The following is a 22,041-nucleotide window of genomic DNA, read 5'->3' on the forward strand; positions in this document are numbered from 1 at the left end:
CGGGCTGCCGGTCAGGCAACCGTGCGATGGCAGCGGACGGCATACATGCAGTCAATCCGACCCTCGGGAGTTTTCCGCCTTCCGCTGCATGTTCTCGTTTCGGCGATCCTTATCGCAGGCTGCGTGGCGTTGCGCATCGCCGACCCACTGCCCGTTTCCCAATTGAGGCAATCGGTATTCGATACCTATCTTCGCGCCGCGCCGAGACCAATTGATCCGTCATTTCCCGTGCGAGTTGTAGCCATCGACGAAACATCGCTTGCGCGTATGGGCCAATGGCCTTGGCCAAGGACGATCCTCGCCGAGTTGACGTCGCGCCTTCAGGCAGCGGGTGCAAAATCGATCACGTTCGACATCGTGCTGGCAGAGCCAGACCGCCTGTCGCCCGATGCTCTTCTGAGATCCCTCCACGGCCAATCCGTCGGCAAAGACATTGTTTCGGAGATCGCTAAGCTACCATCGAACGATACACGACTTGCACAGGCCGTTGCATCGGCTCCCGTCGTTTTGGGCGTCTCGGGAGACGACAACATTGAGCATCGGATCGGGACGTATCGCGGCGGCATTTCATTTGCGGGCGACGATCCGCGACTGTTCGTTCATTCCTACGCCGGTGGCATAGGAAGTCTCCCGATGCTGGCGGGAGCCGCACGCGGCATCGGCGCCGTCAATTGGATTCCATCCGAGGACCAGGTTGTTCGACGCATCCCTCTGCTCGTCGCGATAGACAAAAAACTCTATCCGTCTTTGGCGTTAGAAGCCCTTCGCGTCGGCACCGCTCAATCCACGATCTTTGTGAAATCGTCGGGCGGCAGCGGGATCAATGCCTTTGGCCAGAAAACGGGTATCGAAAGTATCCGAGTGGGAAAGATCATTCTGCCGTCGACGGGACGCGGCGAGCTTTGGCTCAAATTCGCTCCTGCCGATCCTCGCCGTATTATTTCTGCGAGCGACATTCTCGACGGGTCGTTCGATCCGCAAGACATCGAGTCGCGTCATATCTTTATTGGCGCTACCGCCGCTGGACTGCTGGACCTCAGAGCGACACCGCTACAACCGTCCGTTCCAGGAGTCGAGATCGAGGCACAAGCTCTAGAGCAGATGCTGTCCGGCGATTATCTGGTTCGTCCGGCATACGCTGCCGGACTCGAGATCGCGTTTATCGTTGTTTTCGGCACTCTGATCGCGGGGTTGATTGCGCGCAGTGGAGCCCTCATCGCCGCCGTCATCGGTATCGCTGCGATCGCGTCTATCATCGTACTTTCGTGGCTCGCGTTTTCCCGAGCAGGGCTTTTGTTCGATCCAGTATATCCGAGCCTTTCGATTGCACTTCTTTATCTTGGAACTTCGCTGACGAGCTACGTCCGTTCAGAGATTGAGCGCGGGCAGATCCGCTCCGCATTCGCGCACTACGTTTCTCCTTCGATCGTTGCCGAAATTGCCAGTGATCCTGACAAGCTAAAGCTTGGCGGTGACCGGCGTGAGGTGACACTGCTGTTCGCGGACGTTCGCGGTTTCTCCAAAATTTCAGAGGGGCGTCAGCCAGAGGAACTCGTACGATTCATCAATAGATTATTCACGCCGCTCGCAGCGACGATTCTCGACCATCGCGGGACGATCGACAAATTCATGGGCGATGCAGTGATGGCATTTTGGAATGCACCTTTGCGGGACAGCCAGCACGCACGGCATGCCTGTCTTGCCGCGCTTTCGATGCTGGAGAATGTCGCTCAGCTCAATGCGGAGTTGGCGGAGGAAAGCCGGATACAGTGCGAGACGTTTCTCCCTGTGCGGATCGGCATCGGCCTCAATACGGGGAATTGCGTCGTCGGCAATGTCGGGTCACCCCAGCGTTTCGATTATTCCGTCCTCGGAGATGCCGTAAATGTCGCCGCCCGGTTCGAGGAAGCAACGAAGACATTCGGCACCGAGATCATTGTCGGAGAACGAACCGCGCAACAAGCCGCGAGCTTTGCGTTCCTAGAGTTGGCGACCATCATGCCGCGCGGGAAGGATCGTCCGGAACGCATATTTGCGCTCGTCGGTGACGAGGAATTCGCTCAGTCTGCAAACTTTCTGAAGTTGCAGGATGCGCACGATCAACTGCTCGCGGCAGAGCGCAATACCCCAGAGCAGACTCTCGCGCTCGATCAATGCCGCCGGTTAAACGTTCCGGCGATGTCCCGCTATTACGAGATTTACGCGGATCGTTCGGCGCTGGCCGACGAGATCGGAAAGGACATCGACGGCCGGGCTCTGTAAGTCCCATTGGCCGGTTATCGACCGCGGCCACCGCCTTGCATGCCGCCGCGCCCGCCGCCGCGGAAGCCACCGATGCCACCGCCGCCGATGACGATATCCATTCCGCGCGCACCGTTACCCCAATCATCGTCGTCGTTCTTAGGACGGCTGGCGGTACGTCTCGGCTTCGTCCGGCGCTGTGTTACCTTGCGCTTCTTGACAGGGGCGGCCTTCGCTTTGCGCGGACCCGCGCTCGCCTTCTTTACCGGGTAGCGTGGATGCGGATTGAGGCATGTCCTTTCTGGCGATGGTGGAAATGCGCCTTCGACAATCGCCGTTCGCGTGAGGTGAGGCGTCGGGTCGATCGCCGGCGTGTTCGTCACAAATGGAAATGCGGTATCGAATTGAACCGCAGCGTTATCGGGAAGCTGGGACCAATTCACCGGTTTGCCGACAGTTCCATCCGCGGAAATTCGAATGAGCTGGCCAGGCTGATCGAGAACGTGACAAACGTTGCGTTTTCCGGTTGCCTCGATCGCGCCTTCGTGTAGCAACACCCACACCGAGCGGTCCGGCAAAATATATACGTCGAATATGGTGCCGCGCACGGTGATCGAGGCGTTGGGCGTATTGATGACGTAGGTTGGCTTTGCCGCGAGTCCTGTGATGAAGCGGAATGCGCCCTTCATCATATTGATGATGACCGCGCCCGTCTTTTTGTCGCTGTCATAGACGAACTTATCGAGGACGAGGCGCGATCCTGGTCCCAGAGCGAGTTTTGTATCATCATCCAGCCTGAACTCGCCCTGCGCATCGGTGTTCACTTCGATGGTTTCGTCCTGGCGTACGTCGTCACCCTTCGCGAGCTTACGCTGCTCTTTGGCAAAGTCCGCCATGACAAGATTTGTAATGACGATGGATTCGCCAATCTTGTCGCCTGAGGCGGCGCTTGCACGTCCAGCCCCCATCAGCCAGACAGATCCCGTGACGAACGAAAAAACAACAATGGATTTCATGAATGCGCAGCTGGCCATCACACTGCCCTTTGTCGATCAAACAAAATCGGTTTTCGACCGTCTGAAATGACAGATAGATAGCACACGCGGACGGCCGTCCGGCCACTAAAGCAGGTTTTTGGCAAAGGGTTTGTTCCCTTGGGAACAGCCTGGCACATCACGACGATAGGCTTCTTTACTGCGGGCGGCTATTGCCCCGGGGCAAACCACGAGACAAATGCCGTGATCGTCACGCACTTAGGTTGCGCGGCTGCTCCGCCCAAGGCCCCGTACGGAAGCCCGGCGGACTGCTTAGAAAAGCGCCGTGATGGGTTTTAAGCAGTGCGCTTCCGCACTACGCACGGGCATCTAGCAGTGCCCGCGCGGTTTAATTGTACGATACCCGGAACTTCGATCAGTAATCGAAGCGGACCATGGTGCCGCCGTAGATACCCTCGCCGCCGCTTCTCGACTCGCCGCTGTCGTTGACGAACTGGTTGCCGACATCGAACGTCAAGCGGACGGGGATTTGCGGTGTTAAGTGGTAGCGTAGCGTCGTGAACGCGCCAACGCGCGTTGCAACGTCTCCGTCATCGTCAAGCACCGAAGCCTCGGGTCCGAAGATGACGCTTTCGGCGTTGAAGAGCTTCTGAAAGTTGTAACCCAGACGGCCTTGCGCCCAGTACGAGTTAAAAGCCATCGAATAGCTGGTTTCGAACGAGCCGTAGAACGGGTCGTTGCTCTCGTCGTCCGTCTCCAATTCAAAGGCGACCTTTAGCCCGGAATCGGTCCCCCGCACATCGTTGTTCAGGTCGTCGGGCGAAAGCTGAACGTCGCGAACCTCGTATCCGAGATAGCCGATCGCGCTCCAGTTTTTGAATACCCATTGATAGCCGAGCATGACATCGAGCGAACGGTCGTCCGCATCGATCTTGCTGCCGGACGGTGCCGAAGCGGTCGGATCGGCCGTAGCCGCTGGATTACCCGTGGTTCTGTAATTGTAATCGGCTATGACGCCTTCCGAACGCAGAACAAAGCCGTTGGTGTAGAAGCCGCCGTTGATTTTTGCGAGGGCGCCAGAATAGACATCCCATGCGTGATGCGCACCTTCGACGCCGACGTAGCCGATGTATTTCGGGCCCTGGTCTTCGGTGACCTCGCTGCCGGGATTCATAACCTCAGAGCGTCCCAGCTTATAGACGAGTGATGCGCGCGCAGTCAGAAGCGACGGAACCTCGGCATCGACGTAGTTTGTGCCTTCGTACGTTCCAGCGTTCGTTATGCGCCGCGAATAGTCCGCATACCGCACTTCGCCGCGGAGGAAGAAATTTTCGGTGAGTCTCGTCTCTATGCCGCCGCCGACGAAATACCCGCCGAATTGGCGCGAATGCCTGCCATGAAGGATCGTATCGGGATGAGGCGGGTCGGCGACATCGATATCCCACCATCCGTCATTCTGAAAATGTGCTTGCGTGTAGCCAGCCGTCGCGAAGAAGAGCGTGTCCGGCGTTACGAGATAGCCCGCCCGTGCACCGATCGCCCATGACCGATCGATCTGCAGAGCATTATGATCGTTGTCGCTGCCGCGCGTTATATCGGAAAGATCGATGTCACCGAAGACGCCCAAGACGAATCGGTCGCCGATCTGCCTGTCAATTCCGTAAAGGAGTGAAACCAAGCCGCCGTTGGCGAACTCGTTCTTCGACGAGAACGAGTCGGATTGACCGGCATCATCGTAATAGTTGTTCTTCGAATGGTTGTGGCCGAAGCCCATTCCTGCGCCGAAGTAGACGCCCGACCATGTCGGCGTTTCCACCACTGGCACGGCGTCTTTCAACGATACTGGGCCATCGGCATAGGCGGCTCCCGCCGTCAGCCACAGCAACGCACCAGTCGAGATCGGCATCAAAATCTTTTTCATATGCTTTCCCTAAAAGCACATGGTTAATTTTATACATAATCGGGAGTGTCACGCTTCTAACGAACGATCCCGATTATGTCGCTCTATCAAATTTTTGACTGAGAGTGATTCGCTCTTGTTAGTCGAGACAATAGCCACGATCGATGCCGGAAGCCCACCCGGGGATGACCGGTAAGTCACAGATCATTAGACGCGGGTCACGCTACGGGCTGGAGAAAGCTCGCGGAATTTACCGTGCGCCGCTTCGAAGCTGTTAGTTGTATATTCAATGTCGATGCTGTGGATATCGACTTGACAGCTTCCGGCGCGCGAATGGCTTTCGTGGAGAGCGGTTCGCAAGGCGTTCCCTGCCACCGGCTTCCTTGCGGCAGCATCTCTCCTTTCATCAGGACCGAGAGCGGTCCGAGGTTCGACCCGGTCCGCATTTCGGTCCCATAGAGAACGACCGCCATATTACCGACGCTGCAATCGTCTCCGATATTCACAACGTCAGCCTTGAAGACCCGGTCCTCAAAAAGGTGCGTCTGCACGGTGGCACCCAAATTCAGGCAGGCTCGATCGCCGATTTCAACGAGATCGAACTCGGAAAAGAGGGTCGTGCCGAGATAGCACCACTTACCGACCTTGCAACCCATCAGACGCAGATAAGCAGCAAGGAACGGTGTTCCCATCAACGGCGCCATCGCCGGGGCGGCGACCGCCTCATAGACACCGTTCACGAGTTCATTGTTCCAGATGAAGCGCGACCATAGAGGCTTCACAACGGGCGGTATACGTCCGATGAAAAGCTCTTTGACGAGCGCAGCAATCCTTATCGAGACAAAGGCCAGGGCCGAAGCCACAGCCGGCACCGACAGGACCAGCAGCCACGTCGGCATCATCATCCGGAACGCCAGTACCATCCAAGTTACGAAGACAATCGTTTGCAGCGCAAAGATCAGCCCGGGCAAGAGAATGCGTAGCGTATCGGTCAACGTGCGCGCGATGACAGCGGCTCGGGTTGGCGTGAAAATTTCGTAGCTGCTGAATGTCGCGTCCTGTTGCGTTTGCGGAAGTGCAAACCCCGGCGCGCCGAACCAGCGCGTATCGTCCGGCACGTCGGCGACTCCCATCGGGGGCGTCGATGCGGCGCCGATCAACGCATTGTCGCCAATCGTGTGGCCTCCGGCGACGAGTGCGCTGTTGCCGATAAAGCTGCGCGCTCCGATGCTGACCGCGCCGACTTCGACGACGCCGCCGTTCACCCGCTGCCCGCCAACGAGGCAGGCATCAGCAAGAAAGCTTCCGTCGCCGATTTCAAGAAGGTTCGGCGTGATGTGCGAGACCGTCGAGATTTCCGAACCGGTGCCGATTTTCGCTCCGAGCGCACGCAGGAACGTCGGGCAAAAGATCGTCGCATAGACCGGCTGCAGGATGTTTTTCGTATTCTCGAGCAGGTAGCTGACAAACCAGTGCCGGAGATAGGCAAAGCTATGGATCGGCATTGTGCCTGCCTCAAGCGGGCGCAACAGACGGACGAGCAAGATCGCGCCGCCGACATACGTAAGGATGCCGACAGGGACTGCGAGAAACGTTCCGATCGCACCCCCGACCGGACCGGCATACCAAAGCCCGCCGAGGATCAGCACCATAGGTGGAATGAGCGTCGCCAGCAGGAAGTAGCCCATCGCGTAGATGAGAGCGAGATGCAGCATGCCGAAGATAAATCTCCGCGCACGGCCCACGGCCTTCCCGTTCGCCGCCGGAACAGCGACGTCCGCGGGACGCGCAGGCGATCCGCGGCGCGCTTCGCCATCTTTCATGACAGTGTCATCGGTAAGGAACGACATGTCATCGAGGCGCGCGCCGTCGCCCATCGCGGTATTGAGGCCGAGCGTGCAATGCATCCCGATGAAGCAGTCCTCACCGATCTCAACGGGTGCAATCACCAGATAGCCGTCCTCGACCCGATATCCGAGGATTTGCGTTTCCAAACCGACGCTCGTTCCCTTGCCGATCGAAACAACATCGAACGCACCGCAAAGAGACGTCGAAAGCGTAACGTTGCGTCCGACTCGAGCGCCCATCGCGCGCCAGTAAAGGCTCATGAGCGGCGTTCCGGAGAACATTTCGGCCCAGCTAAGCGGCTGGAAACTGGTAACGAGCCACCAGCGGAAATAATAGAAGCTCCAGACCGGATAGCGGCCGGGCTTCACGCGCCCAAGAACAAGCCATTTGAGTGCGATCGTGAACAAAAGCATGCTCGGCCAAATCGCGAATCCGAAGACAGTCAGAATCGCAGCCGCGCGCGGCCACGCGATTTCGCCATCAACCACCGCAGTCGCCATGACGACGACATACGCCAGTGGCGCCGCGATCAGGCCGAAGTAGATAAAGACGCTCAGGGCTTGCAAGGCCGCGACAGCCCAGCGGGTCAATACGTTGGCGCGTGTGCGAACAACGGGTGTTTCCGCCGCGTGCGTATCTCCAAGGCTCCGCTGCTGCTCCAGCTTCCGTTGTTCAAGGGCTGCTGCCAAGCGCCGGACGGTACGATGATCGTAGAAATCCCGCACCGAAATCGGAATGTCGGGAACAGCGGTCCGGACGAGGCTCACCGACTGCGAGGCCAGCAACGAATGGCCGCCGAGATCCAAAAAGAAATCAGCCGTCGCCGATATTTCCGGCAACTGAAAAGCCTGTGCCCAGGATGCCGCGATCTGCGTTTCGAGTTCACCCTCTGGCGGCACGATTTCGCCGCCGCCGTTCAGCAACGTCTGCGGCTTCGCAAGGCTTTTACGATCGACCTTGCCGCTCGACATCATCGGGAGCGCATCGATCACATCGAGATATTGCGGCACCATGTACGGCGGCAGCCGGCCGCGCAATACATTGCCGATTTCTTCGCGATCGAGATCATTCGGATTCCCGGCGCACACCACGAAGGCAGCGAGCTGCTTCATGCCGCCGATTTCCGTCACCGCGACGGCGGCGGCTTTGATCTTCGGATTCTCAAGCAGGACGGCTTCGATCTCCGAAAGCTCGATGCGAAAGCCCCGGATCTTCACCTGATCGTCGAGGCGACCAAGGAAATAAAGCTCGCCGTCGTGTCCGAGCCGTACATGATCGAACGTGCGATAGAGACGCTGCTTGCGTTCGGGCTCGAATGGGTCTGCAATGAAGCGCTCTTTCGTCAACGTCTCGAAGTTCATATAGCCGCGCCCCACGCCCGCGCCGCCGATGAAGAGTTCGCCATCCGCTCCGGGGGCAACCGGCTGGAGATTTTCGTCGAGAACGTAGGCCGTATATCCCGGTAACGGCTTGCCGATGGAAACGGGCTCGCCGCTCACGCATTCGGACCAGGTCGCGACAACGGTCGCTTCGGTCGGGCCATAGGTATTCAGCATGCGCCGCCCCGGCCGCGCCCAACGCGTCACTAACTCGTTGGAGCAAGCCTCACCGCCGAGAACGAGCGTCTTCACGGACGGAAGATCCTGATCGATCATGGCCAGCATCGTCGGCACGGTCGAAAAATACGTGATCTTCTTGTCGTTGATGAATTGCGCGACATCGGCGGGCGAGCGCTCGATCTCTTCCGTCGGCACGACCAGTGTGCCCCCCCGGGAGAACGCTGCCCAGATCTCCTCGACCGAAGCATCGAAGGCCGTCGAGAACCCCTGATAGACGCGGTCTTCGGCAGTGACGCGGTAGACAGATTTGAGCGACTTCGCAAAGGCCACTGCATTGCGATGCTCGATCATGACTCCTTTGGGGCGCCCGGTCGAACCCGACGTGTAGATGATATAGCTGAGCGCCGTCGGCGTCAGGCCGCGTTCGAAATCGAAGATCGGATCGACAGGCTGGTCGAGAATATGATCCTGTTCCGAATCGAGCCGCAAAAGCGCGGTTTCGACTTCGCCATCGATCTGATCGGCGAGCGTTCCTTCCGAGATGAGAAACGCGAGCTTGGCATCGTCTGCAATGGCGCGAATACGATCAAACGGCCATTTCGGATCAATCGGAACATACGCGGCGCCAGCCTTCAGTATGCCGAGGATGGTCGCATAGAGCCGCGGCGACTTCTTAAGGTAAACACCGACCAGCGAGCCGACGCCGACACCGCGCGCGCTGAGATAATGCGCAATCTGGTTTGCATCGCAATCGAGTTCTTCATAGCTGACGACTTCGTGCGCGAATTCGACGGCCGCTTGATCAGGCCGCTGTTGCGCTTGCAGCTCGAAATACTGATGCAGAAGCCGCGGCTCTCGCGGCCGCTCGCTCGGCAGGAACTGCAAATTTACTTCGTGAATAGACACCGGAACCCTCACTCGAACTGCGCTTAACTGGAGCGCGTGACGTCTCGATTTCGCTCAGTGCGAGCGCGACCGAGTGACGATGCCGTTCGGTGTTGACGATCCATGTCTTGAAACTCGGCTTGGCACGATAGCCACTGGAACCTCCCGACAGAAGTCGATCGTCACTGAGATCGAACGCAACTTCCGACACCTCAGCAATTCCAATGCCAAGCATCTTCACGTAGGCTTCCTTAAGGGTCCAAAGCCGCGCCACGGCGGTGGCCCGAGCGGACGGCGAAAGCTTAACGAGTTCTTGCGCCTCGATGGGGGCCATGACGTCCGCCAGCCAATCCGACGTCGATGCGACCGCAGCGTTTGCGATATCGATGCCCACCTCGCCCCCATTCGAAACGGCAATGACCGACATCTCGGAGGTGTGGGAACAGCTGAATTTAAGCTTGTTCTCGCCGGTCGCGAGGCGCGGCTGTCCAAACTCCGAACGTTCGAAGCACCACTCTCCGGGGGCTGTCGCGCCCCGCGTCATCTCCGAAAGCGCCCGGCGCAAAGCCGCGCGCGTGGCGAGTGAGCGATGGCGCGTTCGGGGATTTCGGACGAAGGCAAACTCTTCAAGGTCGGCTGTGGTTAAGCCGCTTGTCGTCCCCTCATGAGACGCGCCATTATCGTGCTCCACGTACCAGATTCTAACACCTGGGACGATTTCGTGTCCCGAATTTCCGGCTTCGCCGCCAATCGCAATTTCCGGCCTGAATTGCGGAGCAAAATGCGAATTTTTGCGCGAAAACGCACCAAAAGCGATTTTGTTTATAATAAAATTGAAACGATTCACAGCCGGGCCTCGGTTTTTGGAAGCGCTGACTGCGATGTGCTTTAAAAAGACGTGCCAATTAACCGGCCGGCAACTTTTGGGAACCGATTAAATCGCCGAAACCCCAGCAAAAATAAAAAGAGGGTTACAAAAATTCATCGAACGCAAGTTACCTTGCCAATTTAGATCTCTGGTATTGGCTGGCTTTTGATTTATCTCATTCCGCGGCTGTTGTTATGCGGCTGTCGCCGTAGCTCTGAGACTGAAATCGCTTGGTAACAGGTCGGAAGAAATTCTCTGTATCCTTGAGGTTCCGCAGATTACCACTGCGGTTCACAGCGCTGTTGCTCGCAGCCTCAACCGGAGCGAACGCCGGAATGGCGCGTCAAAAGCCAATTCCAATGAAACGCGGCTATGGGGTCACTGAGACCGGCCTGACGCCCGTTTATCCCAAGAATTACAAGTGCTCGCCGATAACCTCGCTCTATGCGAGCTGGATCGACGTTGATGGGACGCGCCGCGACGAAATCCACACCGGCATTGACGCTGGAAAACTCGGCGAATGGATCATCGCACCCGCATCAGGGACTATTCGCGCGGTTTGGAAAGCCAATTGGCAATGGGGAGCCGAGGGTGCTCTCCTCATCCGGCACGACCGACACGACGTCAATGTGCCCGAAGGATCGAGATATTATTACTCCGAATTCGATCATCTGGATTACAACGAAATCAAAGATCTGAAGATCGGCCAAAAAGTGGATCGTGGTCAGAAATTGGCACGCGTCAGCCGTCCCGGCGAAAATGCGTCCTATCTTCCGGAGGTCCATTGGGAAGTCTGGGAGGCCGATAACGACACTGTCGTCTGGAAAACGAACCGCTTTAATGCCCCAGAATGGTGGAACGAGAGTGCGCAGCTGATCGACCCCCTTTACATGCTCGCCCTGCACGATCCGCCGGATGACGGAAAAAGCGTTGCCATCACGCCTTTCGTTCGCGGCAGAAATTACAGCCATTTCCGGGGCTTTACTTATATCCTGCCGTGCCGTCCCAAGTGATGCATGCGGTAAAATTCCGGCGGCGGGCGTCGTCTGGCATTCCACTTGCTTAACCTCCTGCGAGTTTCTCCGATTTTAAGCAGGAGTGTTTCATGCGACCGAATTTGCAATCGCCTCGTCCGCGAGCCGTTTTGTTTTCTCTGTTAACCGCCGCGCTCGCGGTCGGCCTGTCGTCGATGCCGGCGGCCGCTCAAAGTCCCCAGGCCACGACCGACGCCGATACAGGCACGGTCTGGTGGAACGAGTTGATCTCCGCCAATCCGGACCGTAGCCGGGATTTCTATAGCAGCGTGCTCGGCTGGTCGCCGAAGATCGTCGCAGCGGATGACAATTCACGCCCGCCAGCTCCGGGCGAATCCGCATATACCTTGTTTATGGCCAATGGGACGGAAAGCGCCGGTCTTACGAAATACGAAGGCAAAGACCCGAATGATCCGAAGCCCGGTTGGCTGATGTACGTTCAGGTTGCAGACGTCGATAATGCCGTCATCGAGGCACTGAGAAAAGGCGGTAAGGTCCTAAAGGCTCCGACAGATGCCGCCAAAGTCGGGCGCATAGCGGTGATCCAGGATCTCGACGGCAACGCTCTAGGGCTTTACGCGCCGATCAAAGTCCCTCCAACACAGTAGGCTTCGCCTTAGCGCGATAAGCCTGCGAGGTTCATGGACAAACGACGCGAAGCGCGAATGCCTCGCGTCGTTAATGCGTTTAGGGCCGATCACCCCAATGGTGGTGGTCGCGGCCCCACCAGCAAGCGCTCGCAGGCGCGACACTTACGATGGTCGTCACCACGCCAAGCGCAATTGCAATGATCGGCATCAGGGATCGTTTCATGCAAACACCTCCTTGGGCATCGGAGCGGCCGGGGTGACCGTCCGTGAGAACCAACCAAGGCAGGGCACGGCAGTTCCACAGGAAATTTGCACCGGATAATGATGCGTATTCACAACGGGCTGTGTGAACGGGGCGTCGATTTAGCACGTTAATGCCCAGAGGGTCTTACGTTTATTTGTGCCGTGTTATTTGGCGTCGAGAGGACGCTGATCGAATAGCGTTCCTGAAATTTCTACCAGTTGGCATGAAACGCTTTTAAATCGCGCCCACGACGGCAAAAGGCTGCTGCTTGCAACGCAGACTTTATACCTGCTCGCTTCGGCCTTAGCTCACGCCACCTTTACGGCCGGCCTCAGCCGCGCGGCGTGGATTGTTCCGGAAGTTTCCGCCGCTTTCGTGCCCACCCTTTCGGCCGGCACGCGCAGCCAGCTCATGATCTTTCGAAAAGCTTCGTTGCTCGCTGGGTACGCTCTCCCCGCCCTTACGCGCGATGTCGCGCTGCTTGTCTCGATCCATGGACGCAAAACCACGCCGTGACGTATCCTGTGTCATAACTTCTACCTTTAGGTTCGATCTCTATTCAGCTACAGGGCGTTCACCAGCTAGCGAGCTGTGCGCCTATCTTATCGAGGCGCTGCGCGACCGATGCCGCTATACTCCTGCACTTCAGGGAGCAACCGGGAGAACCCGATGCGGTTCCGCAAATCGTTCCCGCCCGTCAGCGACGTTTCGTCCATGAAATCATGGACGTCGAATGTCACGTTGTCGTTGGCCGCGCTATTCCAGCGAGACAGCATGAGCGCCGCTTGGTTGTGAACAGCCCTTGCGAAGAAGCAAGACGAGCGGAACGGCCGCGATTGAGAGCACCATCATCAGCTTGAAGTCATCGATATAGCTGATAATCGCAGCCTGAAATTGAATGATTTGATCGAGAGCGGCGCGCCCGCTTGCATTCCAGGGATTCAAGGCGTGTAAAATCGCCGGGTCATTGAAGGCTCGGTTCGTCGCCGTCACGTAGCCGCCAATCGTCTCGTGGTTGATCTGCCCATTGCGCGTGAGAAGATAGGAAACGACGGAGATGCCGACGCTCGACCCGACGTTGCGCGAGAGGTTGTAAAGTCCGGTCGCATCGGCCCGGTACTGCGAGGGCAGCGTAGCGAATGTGACAGTCGTCAGCGGCACGAACAAGAATCCCAATCCGGCGCCCTGGACGAATCCAACCGTCGCTACCGTCCATTCGGAAATATCCGGCGTCCATCCGGTCATGGCGTACATGGCCCAGGCCGTCAGCAACAGGCCGATCATCAACAGCAGCCGCGTATCGATGCGGCCCATCATGCGACCGACGATGAGCATGGATACCATCGTGCCGACGCCGCGCGGCCCCATCACGATGCCTGCGGTCACCACTGGGTAACCCATCAGCGTTTGGAGATACGGCGTCATCAATGCCATCGACGCGAGATACGTGATGCCTATGATGAAAATGAAAAGCATTCCGACAGTAAAATTGCGATCGAGGAACAGCCGCGGATTGACGAACGAGCGCTCGGCCGTGAACGTGTGAACCAGGAAGACGTAGAACGCCGAGGCGGCGATCACGGCTTCGATTATGATTTCCAGCGACGAGAACCAGTCGAGCTGTGCGCCACGATCGAGAAAGACCTGGGTTGCAGCAATGGCGATGCTGAGGCTCCCGAAACCGAGCCAGTCGAGCTTCGCTTCGGCGCTCGATTTCGTCTCCCGCAAGAATAGCGAGATACCGATGAATGCGAGCGCACCAATCGGGACGTTGATGTAGAAAACCCAGCGCCAGCTGAAATTGTCCGTCAACCATCCGCCGATTACCGGTCCGAGCACAGGACCGACCATCACCGAGACGCCGAACAGCGCCATCGCGGAGCCGCGTTCTTCTGGCGTGTAGATGTCGAGAAGAATTGATTGCGCAATCGGCACGAGCGCCGCACCGAAAAATCCCTGCATCAGGCGGAATGCGACGATCTCGAACAGCGATTGCGCCATGCCGCAAAGTATGGATGCAATGACGAAGCCCGCAATCGCCGTCATCAGCACACGCTGGCGGCCAAAGCGATTTGCGAGAAAGCCCGAGGGCGGCGTCATTATAGCCGCGGCGACGATATAGGACGTCAGCACCCAGTTGATCTGATCGGCGCTCGCCGACACGCTGCCTTGTATGTAAGGCAACGCAACGTTGGCGATTGTCGTGTCCAGCGCCTGCATGATCACGGCAAGGATGATGCACGCCGTAATCGCAGCGCGGTTCGCCGGAACTTTTGCAGCGCCGCTAGCCATGATGCGTTTCAGCCGAGCCGAAGAGATCCGTCAGGAACGTAGGCCAGCCGCGCGGATGGCCGGTATCGATGCTGACCTCGGCGCTCATGCCGACACGCAGCGGCGGCTTGCCCTTCATGTCATTGACCCGGACGCGGAGCGGAATGCGCTGTACGACTTTCACCCAGTTGCCGCTGGTGTTTTCAGCGGGCAGCAATGAAAAGCTCGACGCCGACGCCGGATTGATGCTTTCGACCGTCCCGGTCCAGGTTACGCCGGGATAGGTATCCACGTCGATTGTGGCCTTCTGCCCCGGCTTGACCGAGGTCATCTCCGTTTCTTTCGGATTGGCCTCGATCCAGACATGATCAGTGGAGACGACGTTCATCGCCGTCGCCGAAGCCGCAAGATATTGCCCGGGCTGCAATGACGTCACGTTCGTCGCGATACCGTCGAACGGCGCTCGAACGCTGGTGTGGGATAGCTGTCGCGCGGCTTCGTCTCGCGCCGCGAGCGCGGCCTTGTAACGCGGCTGATTTTCAATGGGTGTATCTGGATTACCGTTGAGGTTTGCCGCAATGCCGGCAAGCTGCTCCTTCAACGACGCAAGTTTTTGTTGAGCTGCGATAAGCGTATTGCGCGATGCATCCAGGGTGGCCTGCGGCGTGTAATTACTGGCTGCAAGCTTCTGCTGCCGGCTGAGATTGACTGTGTCGAGGTCGACATCGGCCTTTGCCTGCTCAATTTGAGCCTGCATATCCTTGTAGCTCGTACGCATCGCCAACAGATCGTTTCGCGTCATGCCGAGTTGGGCATTCGCCTTGTCGAGCGCGATCCTGAAAGGTTGGTCATCGATCTTGAACAGAACGTCGCCCTTCTTGACCACTTGGTTCTCGCGGACAACGACTTGCGTGACGATGCCGGAAATATCGTCAGATACGCCGACGACATCCGCCTGCACGTAGGCGTTGTCGGTCGTCATGATCGCGCCGCCAGTGACGTAAAAGTAGCCGCCGACGACGAGTGCCACCGGCAGAAGTGCAAACAGCACCGTCCGCTTCCAATTGCGCTTTTTTTCAGGAGACGTTGTCGAAGGCGACGCGGTCGCAGCCGGCGCGATTTCGCTTTCCTTCGCTTGGGGTGCTCTACCTTCCGCGAGTGCCTCGGCGAGGGCTTGCCTGTTCACCTTCGCGCCGCCGCGGTCCTCATCCTCAACGCGCGGCGGCAAACGATGCACGTTGTCGTCATATGCATAGGCGGTGTCCGCGACAGCGTCGCGTTCTGCAGTCATCTGTTCGTCGAAATTAGCCATGGGCCGCTCGTTTCTGCTCGGCCGCGGGAGTTCCGCAGGCCTCGGCGAGATTCGCTCGTAAAATTTGCAGAGTTTTCAGGAGTTGCTGTCGGTCGGCCGACGAAATGCCCGCGAGCGCTTCCGCGCGCGTCACATCCCCGATCTTTCGCGCGCGCTGCAATTTCTCGCGAGCCGCCGCCGTAAGACGCAAATTCCATACGCGACGGTCAGACGGATCGGCATGCCGTTCGATGAGCTTCATCGTCTGAAGCTTATCGACAATGCGCGCCAGCGTGATGGGCTCGACGTCGAGCAGCTCCGCGAGCCCACTTTGATTGATCCCCTCGCTCTTCGAGAGATAGGCGAGGACCTGCCATTGCGATCGCGTGAGGCCGGAGCCGCGCGCATTCTGCTCGAAGCGCTTCCGCAACAGCCTGGCTGCATCATGCAGGAGGAAGCCTAGCGTCGGGGAAAGGTCGTCCATGATAGCCACCACAAATTCATAAGCATGCTTATAATAAGGATGCTTTGAACGTAATCAAGGCGGCTTCGCCTTGCTTTCTGGGCATACCTGCTCTTCGGCCGAAGAATTTAGTGGAAAGCCGGGAGGACGCCGATTGAATGAGTGAACTCAGGGTTTCCCTAAAGCGCCTGGATTCGGGATGTCTGCAATACTTGATGGCTTACGTTCATCGGCCGTTGCCAGAATGCCACGCGAAGCGGCTCCGACTTCTAACCAGCCGAGCCGTTACCGATGCGTAAGCTTATTCGTTCGCGAGAAGATCGCCCCGGCCGACGCGCATAAGCGACGTCTTCAGGCGCCGATTGTCGCGCTGGATTTCTTCGACTGTTCCGAAGACGAAACGGATGTGTTCGGCAGCGGCGGTCTCGGCCGCATCGGCGTCGCCCGCCACAACGGCTTCTCCAATCGCGACATGCTGTGTCAGCAGCTTTTCCCGCACCCCGGACCTTAGATAAAGATTCTCGCGGTTGAAAAAGATATTGTTGCGAAGAAGCTCGCTCAGAGCGCGCATGACATGAAGCACAACCATATTGTGGCCTGCCTCATAGACCAGCATGTGAAGATTGACGTCGGCTTCCGCTTCCTTGGCTGGAGTAGCGAGCTTGTGCGCTTTGCGCATGTCTTTGAGGCATGCCCGAATTGCGGCCCTGTCGACGTTCGTTGCCCGGAGCGCCGCTGCGCGTGCGGCTTGCGCTTCGACGGACTGCCTGAATTCGAAATAATCCGCGGCGGCGTTTTGATTATCGCGGTAAAGACTCGCAAGCGGCGCCATGATCGGCGTCAGGAACTGCGCGACATAGGTCCCTCCGCGCGTGGCGGTTAAGAGGCCGCGTTGCGCGAGTTTCTCGATCGCCTCGCGGAGCGACGGACGCGAAACGTCGAACTTCACTGCAAGATCACGATCGGACGCGAGCTTTTCCCCAGGACGAAGCGCGCCTTCGAGAATCAACCTCTCGATGTGCAGCGCGATCGCGTCCGCAATCTTGGGGGTGCTTATGGCCTCGGTCATGCGTTTATCCTGCCGAACGTCATTTGAAGAATAGCAACCTCCGTTTTGCGGCGCCACCACAGGCTTTCGATATAGCCCGTCAGTTATTTTGACCAGCCATCTGCGCTGGCCTAATTTATTTACCAGACGGGAGTTCGGACGTCTTCCGGCAAAGCAGGTCTGGGGAAGGGAACGTATGTGGTCGCAGGCCTATGACCCGTTCGGCAACATGCTGCTTTCCACTGCCGTTGCAGCTCTTCCCGTATTTGTCCTCCTCGGCGCGATTGGGCTTTTTGAAGTGCGCGCTCATGTGGCGGCTCTGTTGGGCTTGGGTACGGCACTCCTCGTCGCGATCCTGGCGTACGGCATGCCGATGCGCATGGCCGGGCTCGCCGCCGGATACGGCGCAGCATTCGGTCTTCTTCCGATCGGCTGGATTATTCTCAACGTCATTTTTCTCTATCAGCTTGCGCAGGAGAAGGGCGAGTTCGTCGTACTGCAGCGCTCTATCGGGGCGATCAGCAACGACAGGCGATTGCAGTTGCTGTTCATCGCTTTTTCCCTCGGCGCCTTTTTCGAAGGTGCCGCAGGGTTCGGGACGCCCGTTGCCGTTACGGCGGCGATGCTTATCGGGCTTGGCTTCTCACCACTCCTGGCTTCCGGATTGTCGCTCATCGCCAACACGGCGCCCGTTGCGTTTGGCGCCTTGGGCACGCCGGTGATTGCGCTTTCCGCGGTGACCGGCCTCGACCTCTATCAGTTGACCGCAATGGTCGGCCGCCAGCTTACGCCGTTCTCGATCCTTGTTCCGTTCTGGCTGATTTGGGCGTTCGTCGGCTGGCGCAAAATGCTGGAAGTCTGGCCGCCAATTCTCGTCGCGGGCGTCAGCTTCGCGGTCCCGCAATATCTCATCTCGAATTATCATGGGCCCTGGCTGGTCAACGTCGTGGCCGCGATTTCATCGATGGCCTGCCTCGCGCTTTTCCTGCGGGTGTGGCAACCCGCAAATCCGATGACCGAAATGCCGGCGGAGCCCGCGGAGACGCACGCGGCGGTGCCGACATTGGCACACTCGGTTTCTGACGGATTCCATGCTGTCCGGCGCGCGTGGACGCCCTGGGTCATTCTCGCCGTTTTCGTATTCCTTTGGGGTACGCCGCAAGTGCGCGCTTCCCTTGATGGGATCTGGTCTCAGAAGGTGCCCGTCACGGGCTTACATGACCTCGTTCAACGGACGGCCCCCGTCGTCGCCACGCCGCAAACCGAAAAGGCAATTTTCAATTTCAACCTGTTGTCGGCGACCGGAACGGGCATCCTATTCGCGGCCATTCTCTCCGGCCTTTTCATGGGGTACGGCTTTGCGGGCCTCGTGCGCATGTACGGACGAACATTATATCTCGTTCGCTATTCGCTTCTGACGATTGCGTGCATGATGGCGATTGGCTTCGTCACGAGATACGCCGGCAGCGATGCGACGCTCGGCCTGGCGTTGGCAAACACCGGACATGCCTACCCGTTCTTCGGGACGATGATCGGTTGGCTCGGCGTCGCGCTGACGGGTTCCGATACCTCTTCGAACGTACTCTTTGGCGGCCTGCAGCGGATTACCGCCGAGCAACTCGGCATCAGCGCCATTCTGATGGCGGCGGCGAACAGCTCCGGCGGCGTCATGGGTAAGATGATCGATGCGCAGTCCATCGTCGTCGCGTCGACGGCAACCAAATGGTACGGCCACGAAGGCGCAATTCTCCGCTTCGTCTTTTTCCATTCTCTGGCGCTTGCGGCGCTCGTCGGCCTCCTTGTCATGGGCCAGGCCTACGTTTGGCCGCTGACCCTGCTCGTCCATTAGAGGGTGCTCAAAATGACATCGCGAGACCTTCAACAAGAAAAACAACGAACCGGCGGCTTCAACCGCCAAGTGAAAGGAGCGTGCAACCATGCCCACCATTAAAATCAACGGCGAAAGCCACGAGTTCAACGGCGATCTTAATATGCCGCTTCTCTGGTACGTCAGAGACGAACTCAATCTCACCGGAACGAAGTTTGGCTGCGGTGCTGGCGTATGCGGCGCCTGCACGCTTCACCTTGATGGTGTCGCCGTGCGTTCTTGCCAGACGACGGTCGGTGAAGCGGCGGGGAAATCGGTCACGACCATCGAAGGCTTGAGCCCTGACGGCAATCACCCGGTGCAACAAGCGTGGCGAAAGTTGAGCGTTCCCCAGTGCGGCTTCTGCCAGGCAGGGCAAATCATGCAGGCTGCCTCGCTGCTCAGCAAAAACCGGGCACCGACCGACGCGCAAATCGTTGAAGAAATGTCCGGCAATATCTGCCGGTGCGGATGCTACGAGCGAATCCACGGCGCGGTTCGACTAGCAGCGGGAGGCGTATGACCATGCTTCAATATTTCGAAACCGATACATTCGACGTTCGAAAGCCGCGCGACGACGCGGTTATCGAGAACGTCAGCCGACGCTCGGTCCTCGGCGGCATGCTCGGCGGAGCCGGGCTCGTGCTGTCCGTCAGCCTGTCCCCAGCAAGCGCACGCGAAGCCTTGCAACTCTACCCGACCGGCGCCGACGACATGCCGAATAAATGGGTGACCGATCCGAAAGTTTTCGTTGCCATCGCGAAAGACGGCACGGTTACGATCGTGGCTCATCGCGCCGAAATGGGAACGGGTATCCGTACGAGCTTGCCTGCCGTCGTCGCCGACGAAATGGAAGCCGACTGGTCGCGCGTCCGCCTGACTCAAGCTCCGGGCGATGAACCCCGTTACGGCAACCAAGACACCGACGGCTCGCGCAGCATGCGCCATTTCATTCAAGCCATGCGAACGTGCGGCGCTTCGATGCGGCACATGCTTGAGACGGCTGCCTCGATACAGTGGAATGTCGATTCAACACTGTGCCGGGCAAGAAACCATCGCGTTTATCTGCTCGATAAAGACAACAAGGAAACGGGCAAGTCGCTCGGCTTCGAAGAGCTGGCGCCGCTGGCGATGACCCTGCCGGTCCCGCCACAGCAGACGCTCCTCTACAAGACGCCCGACGAGTTCACGCTGATTGGCAAAGGCAATTTCAAGATTGCCGACTTGCACGACATCACGGTCGGCAAAGCGCACTATGGTGCCGACACGCGGCTGCCCGGCATGAAGTTCGCCGTGATGGCGCGCCCGCCCGTGCTTGGCGGCAAAGTTAAGAAATTCGACGCATCCAAAGCGTTGAAAGTGCCCGGCGTTGAAGCCGTCTATGAGATCGAAGGCGTTTTCACCGTGCCGCGTGTCTTCGGGATTCTTGGTGGCATAGCGGTTGTTGCGAATTCGACGTATGCGGCCATCCAGGGACGCGACGCGCTCGACATCCAATGGGAGGACGGTCCGAACGCGAGCTACAATTCGCCCGAGTACGATAAGGAAATGACCGCGACCGCGGCGAAGCCCGGGAAGGTTATTCGCGATCAAGGCAATATCGACGAGGCGTTTGCGAAAGCCAAGCAGGTCTTCTCCGCTGACTATCATGCGCAGCACATGGTGCAAGCGCCAATGGAGCCGCTCGTTGCCGTTGCGCGCGTTGCCGATGGCAAAGCCGAGGTCTGGGCGCCCGTTCAAAGCCCTTGGGGCGCGCGCAAAGATATAGCCGCTGCGTTGAAAATTCCGCTGGAGAACGTGACAGTAAACGTCACGTTGCTTGGCGGCGGGTTCGGCCGGAAATCCAAATGGGATTACATGGTCGAAGCCGCGCACATCTCGCAGAAGCACGGAGGTACGCCGATTCTGCTGCAGTGGACGCGCGAAGATGACATACGGAATGCGTTCTATCACACGGTTTCGGTTGAACGCATCGAAGCTGCGATCGATGACAAAGGAAAGGTGACGGGCTGGCGGCATCGCACGGTCGCACCATCGATCATTTCGACGTTCAAGAAGGACGACGGATATTCTTTCCCGATCGAGTATGGCATGGGCTTCGTCAACACGCCGTTCGATATCCCGAACGTCCGGTGTGAGAACGGCAAGGCCATGGCGCACACACGTATCGGCTGGTATCGCTCGGTTTCGACGCAGCCGCATACGTTCGCCGTGCAATCGGCAGTCGGGGAGCTTGCCGACAAGCTTGGCCGCGACCCAAAGGATTTCCTGCTCGAACTGATTGGGCCTGCGCGTAAGCTCGATCCCAAGGCGCTCGGATTTCCCGCGGACTTCTGGAACTACGGCGATCCTTATGAGGCCTTCCCGATCGATACGGGCCGGCTGATTAACGTCATCAACATCGCCGCGAAAAAGGCCGGCTGGGGCAAAAAGATGCCAGAACGCGAAGGACTGGGCATCGCTGCGCATTGCGCCTGGTCGAGCTACGTCGCGACGGTTGTGCACGCGAAGATCGATGAAGATGGCACGATCCGCGTTCCGGAAGTGACAACCGCAGTTGATTGCGGGCTCTACGTCAATCCGGAGCGTATTCGCTCGCAATTGGAAGGCGCCGCGGTCATGGGCATGTCAAACACGCTCTATAGCGGCATCACCTTCAAGAACGGCGCGGTCGAGCAGTCAAATTTCACCGATTACAATGTCGTCAGGATGAGCAACTTCCCGCAGAAGGTAACCGTGCATATTGTCGACGCGCCGCACGGCACGCATTCCGGGGGAATCGGAGAACCGGCCATCGCACCGATGATGGGCGCGCTCGCCAACGCGATATTCGCGGCCTCGAAGAAACGGCTGCGAAGCATCCCGATGGGCGACACGATCACCTGAACGGCACAGAAATAGCGTAAGCAAAACGGCGCGGGCTCATTCGAACCCGCG

The 22,041-nt window shown here is 58.4% G+C and carries 16 protein-coding genes; 6 read left to right on the plus strand and 10 right to left on the minus strand.

From position 1 onward, the window contains the following. Positions 1 to 45 precede the first annotated feature (45 nt). Complete coding sequence (locus tag VHB22_RS03765; protein ID WP_325455617.1) at positions 46 to 2,262, plus strand: adenylate/guanylate cyclase domain-containing protein; 2,217 nt, start codon at positions 46 to 48, stop codon at positions 2,260 to 2,262. Positions 2,263 to 2,276: 14 nt separating this feature from the next. Here the strand turns inward: VHB22_RS03765 and VHB22_RS03770 are convergent, their stop codons facing one another. The 4 genes from VHB22_RS03770 to VHB22_RS03785 all read right to left on the minus strand — a co-directional run bounded on the left by VHB22_RS03770 (position 2,277) and on the right by VHB22_RS03785 (position 10,275). Continuing rightward, positions 2,277 to 3,275: a FecR family protein gene (locus VHB22_RS03770; protein WP_325455618.1), complete on the minus strand. Its 999-nt coding sequence runs from the start codon at positions 3,273 to 3,275 to the stop codon at positions 2,277 to 2,279. A 376-nt stretch (positions 3,276 to 3,651) separates the two neighbouring features. Beyond that, positions 3,652 to 5,157, minus strand: coding sequence for a cellulose biosynthesis protein BcsS (gene bcsS / locus VHB22_RS03775; RefSeq protein WP_325455619.1), 1,506 nt, complete (start codon positions 5,155 to 5,157; stop codon positions 3,652 to 3,654). A 197-nt stretch (positions 5,158 to 5,354) separates the two neighbouring features. After that, on the minus strand, positions 5,355 to 9,449 hold the full coding sequence (locus VHB22_RS03780; RefSeq protein ID WP_325455620.1) for a Pls/PosA family non-ribosomal peptide synthetase: 4,095 nt from the start codon (positions 9,447 to 9,449) through the stop codon (positions 5,355 to 5,357). After that, positions 9,346 to 10,275, minus strand: coding sequence for a 4'-phosphopantetheinyl transferase family protein (locus tag VHB22_RS03785; RefSeq protein ID WP_325455621.1), 930 nt, complete (start codon positions 10,273 to 10,275; stop codon positions 9,346 to 9,348). Before VHB22_RS03785 ends, VHB22_RS03780 begins: the two co-directional genes overlap by 104 nt. A 356-nt stretch (positions 10,276 to 10,631) precedes the next feature. On the opposite strand from VHB22_RS03785, the gene VHB22_RS03790 reads away from it, so the two are divergent. Next, positions 10,632 to 11,309, plus strand: coding sequence for a M23 family metallopeptidase (locus VHB22_RS03790; protein ID WP_325455622.1), 678 nt, complete (start codon positions 10,632 to 10,634; stop codon positions 11,307 to 11,309). A gap of 92 nt (positions 11,310 to 11,401) precedes the next feature. Next, positions 11,402 to 11,938, plus strand: coding sequence for a VOC family protein (locus VHB22_RS03795; protein WP_325455623.1), 537 nt, complete (start codon positions 11,402 to 11,404; stop codon positions 11,936 to 11,938). A 79-nt stretch (positions 11,939 to 12,017) separates the two neighbouring features. Here VHB22_RS03795 and VHB22_RS03800 read toward each other — a convergent pair whose 3' ends face one another. From VHB22_RS03800 to VHB22_RS03825, 6 genes are all read right to left on the minus strand, one after another. Further along, positions 12,018 to 12,143: a hypothetical protein gene (locus VHB22_RS03800; RefSeq protein WP_325455624.1), complete on the minus strand. Its 126-nt coding sequence runs from the start codon at positions 12,141 to 12,143 to the stop codon at positions 12,018 to 12,020. Positions 12,144 to 12,467: 324 nt separating this feature from the next. Beyond that, positions 12,468 to 12,695: a general stress protein gene (locus tag VHB22_RS03805; RefSeq protein ID WP_325455625.1), complete on the minus strand. Its 228-nt coding sequence runs from the start codon at positions 12,693 to 12,695 to the stop codon at positions 12,468 to 12,470. Positions 12,696 to 12,920: 225 nt separating this feature from the next. Next, the gene (locus tag VHB22_RS03810; protein WP_325455626.1) at positions 12,921 to 14,456 is read right to left on the minus strand and encodes a DHA2 family efflux MFS transporter permease subunit; all 1,536 of its coding nucleotides are present in this window, start codon (positions 14,454 to 14,456) and stop codon (positions 12,921 to 12,923) included. Beyond that, complete coding sequence (locus tag VHB22_RS03815) at positions 14,449 to 15,747, minus strand: HlyD family secretion protein (protein WP_325455627.1); 1,299 nt, start codon at positions 15,745 to 15,747, stop codon at positions 14,449 to 14,451. The genes VHB22_RS03810 and VHB22_RS03815 overlap by 8 nt, the downstream gene beginning before the upstream one ends. Further along, positions 15,740 to 16,210: a MarR family transcriptional regulator gene (locus VHB22_RS03820; RefSeq protein ID WP_325455628.1), complete on the minus strand. Its 471-nt coding sequence runs from the start codon at positions 16,208 to 16,210 to the stop codon at positions 15,740 to 15,742. Before VHB22_RS03820 ends, VHB22_RS03815 begins: the two co-directional genes overlap by 8 nt. A 280-nt stretch (positions 16,211 to 16,490) precedes the next feature. Further along, positions 16,491 to 17,258 (minus strand): FCD domain-containing protein, encoded by a 768-nt coding sequence (locus VHB22_RS03825; RefSeq protein ID WP_325455629.1) that lies wholly within the window; start codon positions 17,256 to 17,258, stop codon positions 16,491 to 16,493. 175 nt (positions 17,259 to 17,433) lie between these two features. Here VHB22_RS03825 and VHB22_RS03830 point away from each other — a divergent pair, with 175 nt between their 5' ends. From VHB22_RS03830 to VHB22_RS03840, 3 genes are all read left to right on the plus strand, one after another. Beyond that, positions 17,434 to 19,086: an L-lactate permease gene (locus VHB22_RS03830; protein WP_325455630.1), complete on the plus strand. Its 1,653-nt coding sequence runs from the start codon at positions 17,434 to 17,436 to the stop codon at positions 19,084 to 19,086. Positions 19,087 to 19,174: 88 nt separating this feature from the next. Beyond that, entirely contained in the window at positions 19,175 to 19,627 is a 453-nt protein-coding gene (locus tag VHB22_RS03835; protein ID WP_325455631.1) for a (2Fe-2S)-binding protein, read from the plus strand. Then, positions 19,624 to 21,990 carry a xanthine dehydrogenase family protein molybdopterin-binding subunit gene (locus VHB22_RS03840; protein WP_325455632.1) on the plus strand — a complete coding sequence of 789 codons (2,367 nt, stop codon included), beginning with the start codon at positions 19,624 to 19,626 and terminating at the stop codon, positions 21,988 to 21,990. Before VHB22_RS03835 ends, VHB22_RS03840 begins: the two co-directional genes overlap by 4 nt. Positions 21,991 to 22,041: the final 51 nt, after the last annotated feature.

The organism is Hyphomicrobium sp. (genome assembly GCF_035548195.1).
GTDB lineage: Bacteria > Pseudomonadota > Alphaproteobacteria > Rhizobiales > Hyphomicrobiaceae > Hyphomicrobium_B.